Annotated in this window: 12 protein-coding genes and 1 pseudogene; 7 read left to right on the top strand and 6 right to left on the bottom strand. The window is 68.4% G+C overall.

From position 1 onward, the window contains the following. Positions 1 to 21: 21 nt before the first annotated feature. Entirely contained in the window at positions 22 to 1,149 is a 1,128-nt protein-coding gene (locus GV792_RS16800; protein ID WP_163825067.1) for a M24 family metallopeptidase, read from the bottom strand. A 101-nt stretch (positions 1,150 to 1,250) separates the two neighbouring features. On the opposite strand from GV792_RS16800, the gene GV792_RS16795 reads away from it, so the two are divergent. The 6 genes and pseudogenes from GV792_RS16795 (at position 1,251) to aroB (ending at position 8,172) form a co-directional block, all read left to right on the top strand. Next, the gene (locus tag GV792_RS16795; RefSeq protein WP_163825066.1) at positions 1,251 to 3,488 is read left to right on the top strand and encodes an MMPL family transporter; all 2,238 of its coding nucleotides are present in this window, start codon (positions 1,251 to 1,253) and stop codon (positions 3,486 to 3,488) included. A 184-nt stretch (positions 3,489 to 3,672) separates the two neighbouring features. Continuing rightward, positions 3,673 to 4,191: an acyl-CoA-like ligand-binding transcription factor gene (locus GV792_RS16790; RefSeq protein WP_163825152.1), complete on the top strand. Its 519-nt coding sequence runs from the start codon at positions 3,673 to 3,675 to the stop codon at positions 4,189 to 4,191. Positions 4,192 to 4,325: 134 nt separating this feature from the next. Further along, positions 4,326 to 4,856 (top strand): prepilin peptidase, encoded by a 531-nt coding sequence (locus tag GV792_RS16785; protein WP_163825065.1) that lies wholly within the window; start codon positions 4,326 to 4,328, stop codon positions 4,854 to 4,856. Positions 4,857 to 4,943: 87 nt separating this feature from the next. Beyond that, the gene (aroC, locus tag GV792_RS16780) at positions 4,944 to 6,170 is read left to right on the top strand and encodes a chorismate synthase (RefSeq protein WP_175583348.1); all 1,227 of its coding nucleotides are present in this window, start codon (positions 4,944 to 4,946) and stop codon (positions 6,168 to 6,170) included. Next, positions 6,167 to 6,688, top strand: a pseudogene (locus GV792_RS29620) (shikimate kinase); the annotation flags it as partial. The gene aroC and the pseudogene GV792_RS29620, both read left to right, overlap by 4 nt. A 359-nt stretch (positions 6,689 to 7,047) precedes the next feature. Continuing rightward, positions 7,048 to 8,172, top strand: coding sequence for a 3-dehydroquinate synthase (gene aroB, locus GV792_RS16770; RefSeq protein WP_163825063.1), 1,125 nt, complete (start codon positions 7,048 to 7,050; stop codon positions 8,170 to 8,172). Positions 8,173 to 8,206: 34 nt separating this feature from the next. Here the strand turns inward: aroB and GV792_RS16765 are convergent, their stop codons facing one another. Further along, positions 8,207 to 8,677, bottom strand: a complete 471-nt coding sequence (locus tag GV792_RS16765) for a B-4DMT family transporter (RefSeq protein ID WP_256667921.1) — start codon at positions 8,675 to 8,677, stop codon at positions 8,207 to 8,209. 162 nt (positions 8,678 to 8,839) lie between these two features. Here GV792_RS16765 and trpB point away from each other — a divergent pair, with 162 nt between their 5' ends. Continuing rightward, complete coding sequence (gene trpB, locus GV792_RS16760; RefSeq protein ID WP_256667920.1) at positions 8,840 to 10,099, top strand: tryptophan synthase subunit beta; 1,260 nt, start codon at positions 8,840 to 8,842, stop codon at positions 10,097 to 10,099. Between the two features lie 7 nt (positions 10,100 to 10,106). Here the strand turns inward: trpB and GV792_RS16755 are convergent, their stop codons facing one another. Genes GV792_RS16755 through alaS form a run of 4 tightly spaced genes read right to left on the bottom strand, consistent with a single transcriptional unit; the run spans position 10,107 to position 15,664 of the window. Further along, positions 10,107 to 10,940 carry a shikimate dehydrogenase gene (locus tag GV792_RS16755; protein ID WP_163825061.1) on the bottom strand — a complete coding sequence of 278 codons (834 nt, stop codon included), beginning with the start codon at positions 10,938 to 10,940 and terminating at the stop codon, positions 10,107 to 10,109. Next, positions 10,930 to 12,444: an endolytic transglycosylase MltG gene (locus tag GV792_RS16750; RefSeq protein ID WP_163825060.1), complete on the bottom strand. Its 1,515-nt coding sequence runs from the start codon at positions 12,442 to 12,444 to the stop codon at positions 10,930 to 10,932. Before GV792_RS16750 ends, GV792_RS16755 begins: the two co-directional genes overlap by 11 nt. Beyond that, positions 12,441 to 12,998, bottom strand: a complete 558-nt coding sequence (gene ruvX / locus GV792_RS16745) for a Holliday junction resolvase RuvX (protein WP_163825059.1) — start codon at positions 12,996 to 12,998, stop codon at positions 12,441 to 12,443. Before ruvX ends, GV792_RS16750 begins: the two co-directional genes overlap by 4 nt. Next, positions 12,998 to 15,664 carry an alanine--tRNA ligase gene (gene alaS, locus GV792_RS16740; protein ID WP_163825058.1) on the bottom strand — a complete coding sequence of 889 codons (2,667 nt, stop codon included), beginning with the start codon at positions 15,662 to 15,664 and terminating at the stop codon, positions 12,998 to 13,000. The genes ruvX and alaS overlap by 1 nt, the downstream gene beginning before the upstream one ends. Between the last annotated feature and the right edge of the window lie 6 nt (positions 15,665 to 15,670).

Raw genomic sequence — 15,670 nt, 5'->3', positions numbered from 1 at the left:
CTCGGTTCTCGGCGACCGGCGTCACTCGACGACGGTCAGGTCTTTGCTGGTGCGGGTGAGCAGTTCAGGGCCCCCTTCGCGCACCACGAGCGTGTCCTCGATCCGGACCCCGCCGCGGCCGGGAAAGTACACACCTGGTTCGACGGTCACCGCCACGCCAGACAGCAGTGTACCCGTGCCCGCTTTCGCGATTCCGGGTGCTTCGTGGATACGCAGTCCCACGCCGTGTCCGAGCCCGTGCACGAACAGCGCGCCGTGGCCTGCGGCGTCGATCACCGCGCGGGCCGCGGCGTCCACGTCGGCGACCGGCACACCCGGCCGCAACGCTTCCCGGCCTGCCCGCTGCGATTCCTTGACCAGCGCGTAGACCTCGCGCTGCCAGTCGGTCGGCGGACCGAGCACCAGGGTGCGGGTCATATCGGAGTGGTAACCACCGACGACGGCACCGAAGTCGAGCTTGACGAAATCGCCGGTGGCGAGCACGGCATCGGTCGGACGGTGATGCGGGACAGCCGAATTCGCGCCGGCGGCGACGATGGTCTCGAAGGCGACGGCGTCACCGCCGTGTTCGAACATCGCCCATTCCAGATCGCGGGCGACTTGACGTTCGGTGCGCCCGGGGCGCAGGGCGCCCCGTTCGAGCAGGGTGGCCAGGGCTGCGTCACCGACCGCGCATGCCGCGCGCAGCCGATCCACCTCGTAGGCGTCCTTGATGGTGCGCAGCTGCTCCACGAGTGCCGGAGTGGCGACCAGCTCGAGGCCGGTGCCGAGTTCCTCGAAGCCGCGATGCTCATCGACGGTGACCACGTGGCTTTCGTAGCCGACCCGGCCGACCTGCCACTCCCCCGCCAGTTCCACCACTCGACGGGTGCTGGCACGCACGATTTCGGCGCGCAGATCCGGCACCTGTTCGGCGACCTGCGTGCGGTATCTGCCGTCGGTCCCGATGACGGTGTGATCCTCGGCGCCGTGGGAGTCCCACGACGACACAAGCAGCGCGGCGTTCGAACCGGTGAAGCCGGTCAGATACCTGATGTTGATCAGGTCGGTGACCAGTAATCCGTCGATCTCGTTCTCCACCAGCAGACTCCGCAGCGCGCCGCGACGGGCCGCGTAGTCGGGCCGCAGCCCCGCAGCATCAGCAGACATGGATCAAAACTACCGCCGTCATGGGGCAGGCCCGACATTCGAACACAGTTTGGGAGTACACTCCGATTTAATAGTTCACTCTCAAATAGGTGGTGTCTCCTATGTCAGTGCTGCTCTATCGGCTCGGGGTCTCGTGCTTTCGCCGCCGCGGCGCGGTCGTTGTGCTGTGGCTCGCGGTGCTCGCAGGGGCGATCGCGGGCGCGGCCGTGCTGTCCGGGCCGACGTCGGATTCGTTCACGGTGCCCGGCACCGAATCGCAGCGGGCGATCGATGTGATGACGCAACGGTTCCCCGACGTCGCCGCGAACGGCGCGGTGGCGCGCGTGGTGCTGGTCGCGCCCGAGGGCACCCGGCTCGGCGATGCGTCGCAAGCAGTGGAACAGGTTCGCGACCAGCTCGGCGCCGGCCCGCACGTTGCGCAGGTGAGCGAACTCGGCGAGGGCGCGATCGCACCGGACGGGCGGACCGGCCTGCTGGAGGTGTCCTATCGCGTCGGCAGGGAAGAACTCTCGGACGCCGATCGCGACGCCGTCGCCGATGCGCTCACCACGGCGCGCCAGGCCGGATTGGCCGCCGAGGCCGGCGGAGACGCGGCGGCGGCCCCCGACGAGGGTGCGGGTGAGGCCATCGGTGTCCTGGTCGCCGCTGTGGTTCTGCTGATCACCCTCGGATCACTGCTCGCGGCCGGATTGCCACTGGTAGTGGCTTCCGCAGCGCTCACCGTCGGGCTGGCGGGAATCACCGCGGCCAGCGGATTCACGGATCTGAATACCGATACCTCGGCGCTGGCGTTGATGCTGGGGATCGCCGTCGCGATCGACTACTCGCTGTTCATCATCCTGCGCTACCGCCAGCTCGCGGCGGCCGGATACGACCGGCCGGAGGCGGCGGGCCAGGCGGTCGGCCGGGCCGGGGCCGCGGTGTTGTTCGCGGGGCTCACCGTGATCATCGCGCTGGCCGGTTTGTCGGTGGTCGGGATTCCCGCACTCACCCAGGTCGGTGTTGCCGCGGCGTTCACCGTCGCCATGGCGGTGCTCGCGGCGTTGACGCTGCTGCCCGCGCTGATGGGCTTGGCCGGTGAGCGGCTGGTGCGGGTCCGCAGGCCACAGCGGGTCGCGGTTGCGGCGCGGGTGCCGATGGGCAGGCGATGGGCGGGATTCGTCGTCACGCATCGTCTAGCGGTATTGCTCGGCGCGACAACGGTTCTGCTGCTCGCCGCGATCCCAGTACTCGGACTTCGGCTCGGCTTCCCCGATGACGGCACCGCGCCGGCGGACACCACCCAGCGCAAGGCATACGACCTGATCGCCGACGGATTCGGTCCGGGAGTCAACGGCCCGCTCACTGTTGTCGTCGACGCGGGTGCCGAGGGTGACGCCGCGACGGCGGCGGCCAGGGTGCGCGCGATCATCGACAGCCTCGAGGGCGTCGCGGCGGTCGCACCACCGGTCTTCGACTCCTCCGGCGGCACTGCGCTGCTGGCGGTCGTCCCTGAACACGGGCCGACCGACGCCGGCACCGAGGATGCCCTCGACGCCATCCGCACCGAGGCCGGAGGCGCCGCGCTGCCGGGTGACGCCAGAGTGATGGTCACCGGTCAGACCGCGATCGATATCGATTCCTCGGCGAAACTGCGCGCTGCCCTCCTGCCCTACCTCGCTCTGGTCGGCGGGCTGGCCTTTCTCCTGCTGATCCTGGTCTTCCGCTCGGTGTTGGTACCGCTGGTGGCCGCCGCGGGATTCCTGCTCAGCGTCGCCGCCACCTTCGGCATGGTGGTGGCGGTGTTCCAGTGGGGATGGCTCAACGATCTGCTCGGCGTGCATTCCTCCGGGCTCATCGTGAATCTGCTGCCGGTGGTGTTGATCGGCATGGTGTTCGGGCTGGCGATGGACTACCAGGTATTCCTGGTGACCCGGATGCGTGAAGAGCACCTGCGCGGGGAGAGCACCGACGTCGCGATCATCGACGGTTTCGCCGCGGGCGCTCGCGTGGTCACCGCCGCCGCGATCATCATGATCAGTGTTTTCGCCGGGTTCCTGTTCTCGGCGACGCCCATGGTGCAGTCCTTCGGATTCGCACTCGCGGCCGCGGTGCTCTTCGATGCGTTCCTGGTCAGGATGACGCTGGTCCCTGCGACGATGTCGCTGCTCGGCAAGTACGGGTGGTGGCTGCCGGGGTGGCTCGATCGTCTGCTGCCGGAGGTGGATGTGGAGGGCCGACGGCTCGACGACGGCGCCTCGGGCGAGCCCGCCACGTCACAGACCGCAGCACCTGGCGAGGTACCAACGGTGGCCGAGGTCGCTGTAGCAGAATCGAAGCAGGCGCATCCGCGGAGTTGATCACAGGAAGTTGAGGTACACGGTGAGGTCGTCGGTCCGAGATCAGCAATCCGGGGACGCCGGAAAGCCTTCCCTCGGGCCGTCAGCCGGCCGGGCGAAACCGGCGACCGGTGCGGCGAAACCAGCACGCGGGCTCCGCGAGCTCAAGAAGGCCAGAACGGCCGCGGCCATTCAGCGCCACGCCATGGATTTGTTCGAGGCCAACGGATACGACGCCACCACTGTGGAGGCTGTCGCGGCGGCGGCCGAGGTCGCCCCGAGCACCGTGTACCGCTATTTCGCCACCAAAGAAGATCTGGTCATCACCGACGAGTTCGACAACGTCTTCTTCACCGAACTCGCGGAGCAGCCCGCCGATTCGACCGTCGTGGAATCGTTGCGCGCTGCCCTGCACTCGGTGACCGCCTCGATGTCGCAAGCCGATATGGAGCTCGGCAGGAGACGTACCCGGCTCATGCTGACCGAACCGGGCCTGCGCGGCGCCACGCTGACCAACCTGATGACCATGGAGCGCGCGATCGCCGAGCAGATCACCCACCAGACCGGCCGCGCGGCCAACGATCCGGAGATCACCTGGTTCACCAGCGCTGTCGTGGGAATCGCGCTTGGCTTCATGCGCCGCTGGGTAGAGGATCCCGACCTCGAAGTAGTTCCGATCTTCGACGAGGCACTCGACCGGCTCGCCGCGGGGCTGTCTTTCTGATCGACGGACACCTCATTCGCATCAAGCGCCGGTCGCGTTGCCTCCGAAACTATGGGTGTTCACAGCAGAGGCGGCTGTCCACAACCCGGCCTGCGGGGGCATCACGCCGTCGGCCGGTACGTCACTGTCGATAGATGGAGATATTCGCGTTCCTCGTGCTCGGCGCGTGGTGTATCGCGTTGAGTATCAGCGACATCCGGTCACGTCGTCTCCCCGACCTGCTCACCGCGCCCGGGGCCGTCGTCATCCTCATCTTTGCGCTGGGTACGGGCCGGTTCGCCGCGGCTGCCTCGGGGGCGGCCCTGCTCACCGTTGTATATCTCGTGGTGCATCTGGTGTCGCCGGCGGCTTTCGGGGCCGGTGACGTCAAACTCGCCGTCGGGCTGGGTGCGGCGGCGGGCATGAGCGGCGGGCAGGCCTGGGCCTGGGCCGCGGTGGTGGCACCGGCGTTGACCGCGGTCGCGGGTCTCGCCGCGCTCTCGGGATCCGTCTGTGCCGACCCGTTGGTGTCCACATCAGCAAGGCGGTCGACCGGATCGGTCCGGAGTGCGACCCCGTGGCGGCGTGTGCGCGCACCGACGCGACCGATCGGCGCCGACCCGGTCATCGTGCCGCACGGCCCGTCGATGTGCGCGGCGACGCTGCTGGCGGTGGCGTTCGGGTGACCGCGCGGCAACCATTCCGCGCAGGCGAGGAGGGTGCCGCTGATCACGGCGGACCGGTTTCCCATCCGGGAGCGTCCACATGGGAAGATGGACGGCGTGCTGCGCTGGATAACTGCTGGAGAATCCCATGGTCCCGCTCTCGTCGCCATCGTCGAGGGCATGGTGGCCGGGGTCGAGGTGACGTCGGACGAGATCTCCGCACAGTTGGCGCGTCGACGCCTCGGGTACGGGCGCGGCGCCCGGATGAAGTTCGAGGCCGACAAGGTCACCATTGTCGGCGGTGTGCGCCACGGCCGCACCATGGGTGGCCCGGTCGCCATCGAGGTCGCCAACTCCGAATGGCCGAAGTGGACCACTGTCATGTCCGCCGATCCGGTTGATCCGGCCGAGCTCGCCGATCTGGCCCGCAATGCCCCGCTCACTCGCCCCCGTCCCGGTCACGCCGACTATTCGGGCATGCTCAAGTACGGCTTCGAGGACGCCCGTCCGGTTCTGGAGCGCGCCAGCGCCCGCGAGACCGCGGCCCGTGTCGCGGCAGGCACGGTGGCGCGTTCCTTCCTGCGCCAGGCCTTCGGGGTCGAGGTCGTCTCGCACGTGATCTCGATCGGCACCGCTGCCAACACCACCGGCCACACCCCGACCGCGGCCGATCTGGACGCGATCGACGCCAGCCCGGTGCGCGCCTTCGACGCCGACGCCGAAGCGGCCATGATCGCCGAGATCGAGGCAGCCAAAAAGGACGGCGACACTCTCGGTGGTGTGGTCGAGGTGGTCGTTGAGGGCCTTCCAGTCGGCCTCGGCTCGTTCACCAGCGGCGAGAACCGGCTCGACTCCCGATTGGCTGCCGCGCTCATGGGCATCCAGGCGATCAAGGGCGTCGAGGTGGGCGACGGTTTCGAGACCGCGCGGCGCCGCGGCAGCCAAGCGCACGACGAGATGCGGCCCGGCCCCGACGGTGTGCTGCGCTCGACCAACCACGCCGGAGGCCTCGAGGGCGGTATGACCAACGGCGAAGCACTGCGGGTGCGTGCTGCGATGAAGCCGATCTCCACGGTGCCGCGTGCGCTGTCGACGGTCGACATGAGCAGCGGCGAGGAGGCTGTGGCGATCCATCAGCGCTCCGATGTGTGCGCGGTACCCGCCGCGGGTGTGGTTGCCGAATCGATGGTGGCGCTGGTGATCGCGCAGGCGGCGCTGGAGAAGTTCGGCGGCGATTCGATTGCCGAGATCACCGACAACGTCACCAGCTACGTCAAGCGCATCAGCTCCCGTCCGCATGTGGCGCCGACCGACGCGGACAGTCGGGCGCGATGATCTCCCAGGCCGACCCGCGCGCTCCGCGCGTGGTGCTGGTCGGACCTCCCGGGGCAGGTAAATCGACGATCGGCCGCAAGCTCGCCCGCGAACTCGGGGTCGAGTTGTACGACACCGACGCAGGGATCGAACGCGAGACCGGGCGCAGCATCGCAGACATCTTCGCCACCGACGGCGAGGAGGAGTTCCGCAAGATCGAGGAGCGGGTGGTTCGCCGCGCGATTCTCGACGAACCGGGCGTGGTGTCGCTCGGTGGCGGCGCGGTGCTCTCGGAGAACACAAGGGCCCTGCTGCGCGACCGCACCGTGGTGTACCTGGAAATCAGTGTGGCCGAAGGACTTCGGCGCACCGGGACGAGCAATGCCCGTCCACTGCTCAACGGTACCGATCCCGGCGCCAAATACCGCGAGCTGATGCGCCGCCGCCGTCCGCTCTATCGGGAGGTCGCGACCGTTCGGGTGCGCACCGATGGGCGCAGCCCCGGCCGAGTGGTGAAGATGATCCTTGGCAAGCTGGCGCTGGAATCGGTGCGACCGGCCGCAGCCGACACCGCGGAGCCACAGAACCGGGTGCCGCGCGCCACCACACCGCAGGGCAGCAGCAGATCCAGGGCCCGCCGCCGATCTCGAGCACGGGCAGCGGCCCGCAAAGCCGCGCAGGCAGCCGCAAACGGACAGAACGGGACAACCGAGCAGTCCGGCACGGTCACCACCGGGCAGTCCGGCACCACTACCGGGCAGTCGGGCACGGCTGCCACCGGCCAGAACGCAACCGCCGCGAACACCTCCTCGAGCGGTCGATCACGCCGCGCCAGGGCTCGCCGGGCTCGCGCACGCGCACGCACACAACAAGAACGCACAGAATCGGAGCAGAGCACGTGACAGAGCCGAGTCGCATCCAGGTCCGCACCGCCGACCCGTATCCGGTGATCATCGGCCGCGGTTTGCTCGGCGAGCTCGTCGAGTCGGTCACCGGCAGTGGTTCCGGCGTGCGCACGGTCGCGATCTTCCATCAGCCGCCGCTGGCCGAAACGGCCGAGGTGGTGCGTAAGGCGCTGGCCGACACCGGGATCGACGCACACCGCATCGAGATCCCCGACGCCGAAGCCGGTAAAGAACTGGCCGTGGCCGGTTTCTGCTGGGAAGTGCTCGGCCGGATCGGGCTGACCCGCAACGACGTCGTCGTCAGTCTCGGTGGCGGCGCCGCCACCGACCTCGCCGGGTTCGTGGCCGCCACCTGGATGCGCGGGGTGAAGATCGTGCATGTGCCGACCACCCTGCTCGCCATGGTGGATGCCGCCGTCGGCGGAAAGACCGGCATCAACACCGAAGCAGGCAAGAACCTGGTCGGCTGCTTCCACGAGCCTGCCGCGGTCCTCGTCGATCTGGCCACTCTGGAAACGGTGCCGCACAACGAAATCGTCGCGGGCATGGCCGAGATCATCAAGGCCGGTTTCATCGCCGATCCGGTGATCCTGGAGCTGATCGAAGCCGATCCGAAGGCCGCGCTCGACCCCACCGGCGAGGTGCTGCCGGAACTGATCCGCCGCGCGATCGCGGTCAAGGCGGAGGTGGTGGCCGCCGATCTCAAGGAGGCGGCGCTGCGCGAAATCCTCAACTACGGACACACTCTCGGCCACGCGATCGAGCGCAGGGAACGGTACCGCTGGCGTCACGGCGCCGCCGTCTCGGTGGGCCTGGTGTTCGCCGCCGAACTCGGCCGTCTGGCCGGGCGACTCGACGACGCCACCGCCGACCGGCACCGCACGGTCCTGGACAGCGTCGGCCTGCCCACCACCTACGATGCGGACGCCCTTCCGCAGTTGCTCGAGTCGATGCAGACCGATAAGAAGACCCGTTCCGGCGTCCTGCGTTTCGTGGTCCTCGACGGTCTGGCCAAGCCCGGCCGCCTCGAAGGACCCGATCCCACGCTGCTCGCCGCTGCGTACTCGGCGATCGCCCGTGACGCCGAACCGGGCGCGGGCGGCGCAATCCTGCTGTAGAGCGATGCTCCCGGGCGCGCCCGGGAGCATCCATTCAGGACGCGGCGGCTATCGGCTGGTGGGACCCGGCCGGAGCCGCACCGTTCTTGCGTCCGGCAGCCCGGCGCCCGATCGCGATACCGGCCAAGGCCGGGATGAAGATCAGCAGGACGATGAACGACGCGCCCGCGGTCATTTCGAACAGCAGGCCGTTGTCGCCGAGGTCGACGTTGGGCACCATGTCCAGGATCGACGACACCAGACCGCTGCCAAGACCGCCTGCTACCGCGGCCTTCAGCCACAGGATCGTCAGATCGGAGCTGCCTTCGCCCTCGGAGTGAGCGGCCCGGTCACGGCGACCGTCGAGGAAGCCCCATCCGGCCACCGCGCCGATGATCACCACCAAGCAGAGCAGCCGCATCCACGCGCCCTGCGTCGGCCAGTTCACCATGCCGAACCCCAGCAGGACCCGCAGGGCTACGACCAGCGCACCGAGCACTGTGGCCCGCAACACCCAAGCTGTCATGCCGAACACCATAACCCTCAACCCCTCCGCGCAAAACTAGAACCCGTTACAGAGTTGCTCGCGTCGCCGTCAGCGGCCATCACCGCCAGTTCACTGCGGCGTTTCCCAGCCGTGGCGAAGCAGTCGCACCACTGGTAAAGACTTTTTGGTCGGTTCTCGACGATGGAGGCGAAGACGCGGATGGTTCTCGATCTCGGTGTGGAGCCGATCTATCGACACGGCGAGTATCCGGATGAGAACGGCCGATTCGGCGCCTTTGGCGGACGCTATGTTCCCGAAGGCCTCATGCCTGCGCTGCTCGCACTAGAGCAGGAGTATAAGGCCGCACGCTCCGATCCCGCGTTCACCGACCGGCTCGCCACCTTGCTACACGAGCGGGTGGGACGCCCGACGCGATTGCATCAAGTCCCCCGCTTCGCCGCGAGCCTCGGCGTGCCGGGGCTGACGGTGTATCTCAAACGCGAGGATATGGCGCACACCGGCTCGCACAAGATCAACAACGCGGTGGGACAGGCACTACTGGCGGCCCGCATGGGCAAGACGAGGATCGTGGCCGAGACGGGCGCAGGGCAGCACGGCGTCGCGGTGGCCACCGTGTGCTCGATGCTCGGCCTGGAGTGCGTGATCTACATGGGCGGCGAGGATATCCGCCGCCAGCCCGCCACGGTGGCCCGGATGACGCTGCTCGGCGCCGAGGTGCGGGCCGTCGAGACCGGCAGCCGCCGGGTCAAGGACGCCATCAGCGCGTCGGTCCGCGAGTGGGTGACCAGTCTCCCCAGCACCCATTTGCTGCTCGGTACCGTGGTCGGTCCCGCGCCCTACCCGCGCATAGTACGGGATTTCCAGACGGTGATCGGCGCCGAAACTCGCGCGGACATCCTTCGGGCCGAAGGCAGGCTGCCCGACCTCGTGCTGGCCTGTGTCGGTGGTGGCAGCAATGCCCTCGGGCTGTTTCATCCGTTCGCGGCCGATCCCGAGGTGGAACTGGTCGGCGTCGAGGCGGCGGGACGTGGCGTGTCCAGCGGCGAGCACGCCGCCACCTTGACTGCGGGCAGCCGCGGCGAGATGGACGGCACGTTCAGCTATCTGTTGCAGGACACAGACGGCCAGATCATTCGCACTCACAGCATCGCCGCCGGTCTCGACTATCCCGGCGTCGGCCCCGAACTCAGCTACCTGCGCGATGCCGGCCGGGCGAGCGTCCGTACCGCCACCGATGCCGACGCACTGCGTGGCCTGAAGGCGCTCAGCCATACGGAGGGCGTGCTCGCGGCCCTCGAATCCGCGCATGCCGTTGGTCACCTGATGGAGCGCGCCGAGCGTGACGAGCTGGCGCCGGGCGCGCTGGTCGTGCTGTGCCTGTCGGGAACCGGCGACAAAGACCTGGCTATCGCGTCCGAACGGCTCGGTGTGGGCCGCTGAGGACGGTTCAGCGAATCGGGTCGAGCGCCGCGGCCATTTCCGCGCGCGGGGCCGGGCGCCCGGTGAACTGTTCGACCTGCCCGTAGGCCTGGTTGATCAGCATGTCGAGTCCGCTGACCACGATGTGGCCCGCGCGGGCCACGGCCTCGGCCAGCGGGGTCGGCCACGGGTTGTAGATCGCGTCGAGCACCACCGGTGCGGCGGCGACCGCATCGGCCACGGCGCTCGCGGCCGACGGCGGGACGGTACTCACCGCGGCGCCCGACCGCGCGGCGGCACCACCCACCGCGCCGGGGTCGAAGCCGATCACGGTGGCCTTCAGTCCCAGCCGATGCGCGAGATCCACCGCACTCGAGGCTCTCCCGGCATCGCGGGCCACGATCGTCACTGCCTCGGCACCCAGCTCGGCAAGGGCGAGTAGCGCCGGACGTGCCGTGCCGCCCGCACCGAGCACCAGCGCTTCCGACAGCGAGTCGACGCCACCGCCGCGTAGCGCCCCGAGGACGCCGTCGACATCGGTGCAGTCGGCACGCCAGCCGCCGTCGATACGGACCAGGGTATTGGCCGAGCCGACCAGTTCCGCGCGCTCGGTGCGCTCGGTCGCGTACGCCAGCGCGGCCTCCTTGCCCGGCATCGTGACCGACAGCCCCACCCATTCGGGGCCGAGTCCGTCGACCAGGCCCGGTAGGTGCTCGGCCGTGCATTCGATGCGCTCGTAGGTCCACGGCAACCCGAGCGCCCGATACGCCGCCAGATGCAGTTGCGGCGACCGCGAATGCGCGATCGGGCTACCGAGCACCGCGGCCTTGCGCACCTCGGCGCTGGAGAACTCAGCGCCCACTGTCGAGGATCCCGCTTTCCATGGCGCGGTCGATATTGCGCAGATGTTCCGAATAGCTCTGCGTGAACAAGGTGGTGCCCTGCTGATCGATCGTCACGAAGTACAGCCACGGCCCGGGTTCGGGCTGTTCCACCGCGCGCAACGCCTCCGCCGACGGCGAGGAAATGGGTGTGGCGGGCAGCCCGGACATGGCGTAGGTGTTCCACGGTGTGACCCGCGCCCGGTCGGAGTCGGTGGTGGCGAGCTCGGTGGTGTCGAGGGAGTAGTTCACGGTGGAGTCGAATTGCAGTGGCTGATCGACCTTCAGCCGGTTCACGATCACTCGCGCGACCTTGCCCATGTCCTGCGGCAGCGCTTCACGTTCGACCAGCGAGGCAGCGATCAGCGACTCGTAGGGCGTCAGGCCGGTCTCACCGCCGGACTGCAGCAGACCGGTGGATTCGTAGAGTGCGGCGCTCGCGCTGACGAGTTCCTTCAGAATTTGATCCGGTGTTCCGCTCGGATCGAAATCCAAGCTTCCCGCGGCGATCAGGCCTTCGAGCTGACGTGCACGGTCGGGGACCTGGCGCACCGACTCCATCGCCCATTCCGGCACGCCGAGCGCAGCCAGATCCATACCGGCACCCGCGGCCGCCAGCTGCTCGTAGGTGACGCACTTGCGCTCGGGTTCGGCACCGACGCAGCTGGCCTCGGAGATCTTGGTGTAGATGCCTTCATGGCGTGCGCCGGTGTTCACATCGTGTTGGTCGTGCAGCTGCCTGCCTTCGGAGATGACCAGATTGCCGACGCGCGACTCCGGCTTCACCAGCGCCGTCACCGCGTCGGCGGCCGGGCTGCGACTCGGGATCGCGTAATACCCGGGCTGCACCGAATTCATGTTCGTATTCCGCACGGCGGCCTCGTAGAAGGCGGCGCTGCTGGCGACGACACCCTTGTCCGCCATCGAGTCGGCGATCTGCAACGCGGTCTCGCCCTCGTGCACTCGCACGATCACCGGTGGTCCCGCCGGACCAGCGAAATCCTCGGCGGGGGCGTAGCCGTCCATGAGCTTCATGCCGGCGAACCCGGCGGCTCCGATGAAGAGCACCGCGAATACGCCCGCAATGAGCAGCATGGACCGGCGGCGACGTTTGCGTTCGGCGGCCTTGCGTGAGGCGACCCGGGTACGCTTGCCGCGTGATCCGGGACGTTGCCGCCCGCCGCGCCGCGATTCGGCCGCTTCCGAGCGCGGCCGGGTGCGCTGACCGCTCTTCATGCGTGCCGAGGAGGCACGCCGGGCCGGTGCCGGTTCGGGCTCGGGTTCGTCGAACTCGTCGTCGACGTACCGGGGAATGACGGTGGTGTCGTCGTCTTCGAGGTAGTCCCACTCGTCGTCGGTCGCGCTACCCGCGCCGTCCGCGCCCGCGCGACTATCCCGCTCCCACGCCTGATCGTCCCGGCGGTAGCGCCGGTCGGCTTCCCGCTGACGGTAGCGTTCCTCGGCCCGCGCCCACCGATCGGTCATGCATCGTCTCCGGACGACACGCGACGTTCCGCTTCTTCGACCGACTTCAACACCGAACTCCGTTCGTCCAACCATCCCTGCAGGATCGACACGGCAGCCGCTTGGTCGATCACCTGCCGCTGGCCGCGTGCGCGAACTCCGCTGTCCCGCAATGCACGTGCAGCTGACACCGTAGTCAAACGTTCGTCGGAAAGCCGTATAGGCACCGGGGCGACAACAGGCCGCAAACGATCGGCGAATGCGATTGCCAGCGTAGCGGCTGTCCCTTTTTCCCCGCGTAACGTGCGCGGCAAGCCGACAACTATTTCGACGGCTTCGTATTCCTGCACAATTTCGGCAATCCTGGCGATGTCGGGGCCTTGCCCGGCCGCGCGCGGATTCGGTTTGGCTCTCGGCACGGTTTCCACCGGGGTGGCGAGCACGCCATCAGGGTCGCTCGAGGCGACCCCGATACGCACGCTGCCGACGTCGATGGCGATGCGCCTGCCCCGTCCCGGGTCGGTGGCCGGATCCGGCCGGTCGCCCCGATGTTCGGTGCTCGCGGATTCAGCCATCAGCCGGCGAGTTCGGCCACCCGTACCCGGACCGCGGCCAGCCCGGCCGCGATCCCCGACGGATCCGAGCCCGCGCCCTGGGCCATCTCGGGCTTACCGCCGCCGCGACCGGAGATGCTCGGGCCGAAGCTCGCGACGAGGTCGCCCGCCTTGATGCCGAGTTCCTGGGCCGGCTTGTTCACCGTGACCACGAACGGCACCTTGCCGTCGGTGTTGCCCAGCAGCACGACCACGGCCGGGTTGCTGCCGAGTCGGCCGCGGATATCGGTGGCCAGGGTGCGCAGATCACCCGCGGCGACGCCCTCGGGCGCGGCAGCGGCCACCAGCAGCAGCCTGCCGACGCGTTCGGCGCCGTCGGCCAGGGTGCCCGCGGAGGCGAGCACGGCGGCGATCTTGGTGCGCTCGAGTTCCTTCTCGGCCACCTTCAAACGCTCCACCAGCTGCTCCACACGGGCGGGGACCTCATCGGAGGGCACCTTCAGTGAGGAGGCGACACCGGCCAGCAGCGCGCGCTCCTTGGCCAGGTACTTGTAGGAGTCCAGGCCGACGAAGGCTTCCACACGCCGCACGCCCGAACCGACCGACGCCTCGCCGAGCAGGGTGATCGGGCCGATCTGCGAGGAGTGCTGAACGTGGGTGCCACCGCACAGCTCCATGGAGAACGGACCACCGATCTCCACCACCCGCACCTGGTCACCGTAATTCTCACCGAACAACGCGAGCGCGCCCATCTGCTTGGCCTTGGGCAGATCCGTGACGAAGGTGTTCACCGGATAGTCGGCGCCGACACCGTCGTTGGAGACGGCCTCGATATCGGCCTTCTGCTGCTCGGAGAGCTGGCCCTGCCAGTTGAAGTCGAAACGCAGGTACCCCGGCTTGTTCAGCGAACCCGCCTGCACGGCATTGGGTCCGAGCACCTGCCGCAGCGCGGCGTGCACCATATGCGTGCCCGAGTGACCCTGGGTCGCGCCGCGACGCCAGGCCGGATCGGACTGGGCGAGCACCACATCACCCTCGGTGATCTGGCCCTGCTCCACGGTGCACTTGTGCACCCACACCTTCTTGGCGATCTTCTGGACGTCGTTGACCCGCAGCTTCAGTCCCGACGCGGTGATGGTGCCGCGGTCGGCGATCTGCCCGCCGGACTCGGCGTAGAGCGGGCTGCGGTCCAGGATCACCTCGACGTCGTTGCCCGCGGTGGCGGTCGGCACCCGCACGCCGTCGGCGATCAGCGCCAATACGTGCGCCTCGGAAGTCAGCTCGTCGAAGCCGGTGAACTCGGTGGCGCCGCGGTCGACCAGGTCCTTGTACACCGACAGGTCGGCGTGCGCATGCTTGCGGGCCTGGGCGTCTTCCTTGGCGCGACGGCGCTGCTCGGCCATCAACGAGCGGAAGCCCTCCTCGTCGACCGAGAGCCCGGCCTCTGCGGCCATCTCCAGGGTGAGGTCGATCGGGAAGCCGTAGGTGTCGTGCAGGGTGAACGCGTCCGAGCCCGCGATGGTCTTGCCGCCGGAGGCCTTCACGGAGTCGGCGGTGTCGTCGAACAGCTTCGAGCCGGTGTTCAGCGTCTTGAGGAAGGCGGTTTCCTCGCCAATCGCGACGGTTTCGATGCGACCGTAATCGGTGGCCAGCTCCGGGTACGACGGCGACATGAGCTCGCTGACGACCTTCATGAACTCGCTCATGACCGGCTTGTCGGCGCCGAGCAGCCGTGCCGAGCGCACGATGCGACGCAGCAGCCGGCGCAGCACATAGCCACGGCCGTCGTTGCCGGGGTTGACACCGTCGGCAATCAGCATGGCCGCGGTGCGCGCATGGTCGGCGATGACGCGGAACCGCACATCGTCGGTGTGCTCGACACCGTAGGAGCGGCCGGTGAGCGCCTCGGCCTTGTCGATGATCGGGCGCAGCAGGTCGGTCTCGTAGACGTTGTCGACACCCTGCAGCAGCAGCGCGATCCGCTCCACGCCCATACCGGTGTCGATGTTCTTCTTCGGCAGCACACCGACCGGCGGATGGCCGAGCTTGGGGCTCAGCTCACCGCGGATGTCCTGCATGAAGACCAGGTTCCAGATTTCGAGGTAGCGGTCCTCGTCGGCGACCGGACCACCGTCCTTGCCGTGTTCGGGGCCGCGGTCGTAGTAGATCTCCGAGCAGGGACCCCCGGGACCGGGCACGCCCATGTCCCAGTAGTTGTCCTTGCCGTCGCGGAACTGGATGCGCTCGGAGGGGATGCCCGCGACCCGGCGCCAGATCTCGGCGGCCTCCGGATCGGACTCGTAGGCGGTGACCCAGATACGTTCGGGATCGAACCCGTACCCGCCGTCCTCCTGCGACTTGGTGATCAGCTCCCACGCGAAGCTGATCGCGCCTTCCTTGAAGTAGTCACCGAAGGAGAAGTTGCCCGCCATCTGGAAGAAGGTGTTGTGCCGGGTGGTGATGCCCACTTCTTCGATATCGCCGGTGCGCACGCATTTCTGCACGCTCGTCGCCCGCGGGAACGGCGGGGTCTCCTGGCCGAGGAAGTACGGCTTGAACTGGACCATGCCTGCGTTGACGAACAGCAGGTTCGGGTCGTCGAGGATCAACGAGGCGCTGGGCACCTCGGTATGCCCGGCGCGCACGAAATGGTCCAGGAATCGCCGTCGGATCTCGTGGGTCTGCACAAATAT

This window comes from Nocardia cyriacigeorgica (assembly GCF_010868145.1).
In the GTDB taxonomy this organism is placed as follows: Bacteria; Actinomycetota; Actinomycetes; order Mycobacteriales; family Mycobacteriaceae; genus Nocardia; species Nocardia cyriacigeorgica_D.
This window is presented reverse-complemented; position numbering and strand designations above follow the sequence as displayed.

Excerpts from the sequence above, each read along its gene's own strand:
- GV792_RS16785 (WP_163825065.1), top strand. The coding sequence starts at position 4,326 with ATGGAGATATTCGCGTTCCTCGTGCTCGGCGCGTGGTGTATCGCGTTG.
- GV792_RS16765 (WP_256667921.1), bottom strand. The coding sequence starts at position 8,677 with ATGACAGCTTGGGTGTTGCGGGCCACAGTGCTCGGTGCGCTGGTCGTA.
- GV792_RS16800 (WP_163825067.1), bottom strand. The coding sequence starts at position 1,149 with ATGTCTGCTGATGCTGCGGGGCTGCGGCCCGACTACGCGGCCCGTCGC.
- GV792_RS16795 (WP_163825066.1), top strand. The coding sequence starts at position 1,251 with ATGTCAGTGCTGCTCTATCGGCTCGGGGTCTCGTGCTTTCGCCGCCGC.
- GV792_RS16750 (WP_163825060.1), bottom strand. The coding sequence starts at position 12,444 with ATGACCGATCGGTGGGCGCGGGCCGAGGAACGCTACCGTCAGCGGGAA.
- GV792_RS16790 (WP_163825152.1), top strand. The coding sequence starts at position 3,673 with ATGGATTTGTTCGAGGCCAACGGATACGACGCCACCACTGTGGAGGCT.
- trpB (WP_256667920.1), top strand. The coding sequence starts at position 8,840 with ATGGAGGCGAAGACGCGGATGGTTCTCGATCTCGGTGTGGAGCCGATC.
- ruvX (WP_163825059.1), bottom strand. The coding sequence starts at position 12,998 with ATGGCTGAATCCGCGAGCACCGAACATCGGGGCGACCGGCCGGATCCG.
- aroC (WP_175583348.1), top strand. The coding sequence starts at position 4,944 with ATGGACGGCGTGCTGCGCTGGATAACTGCTGGAGAATCCCATGGTCCC.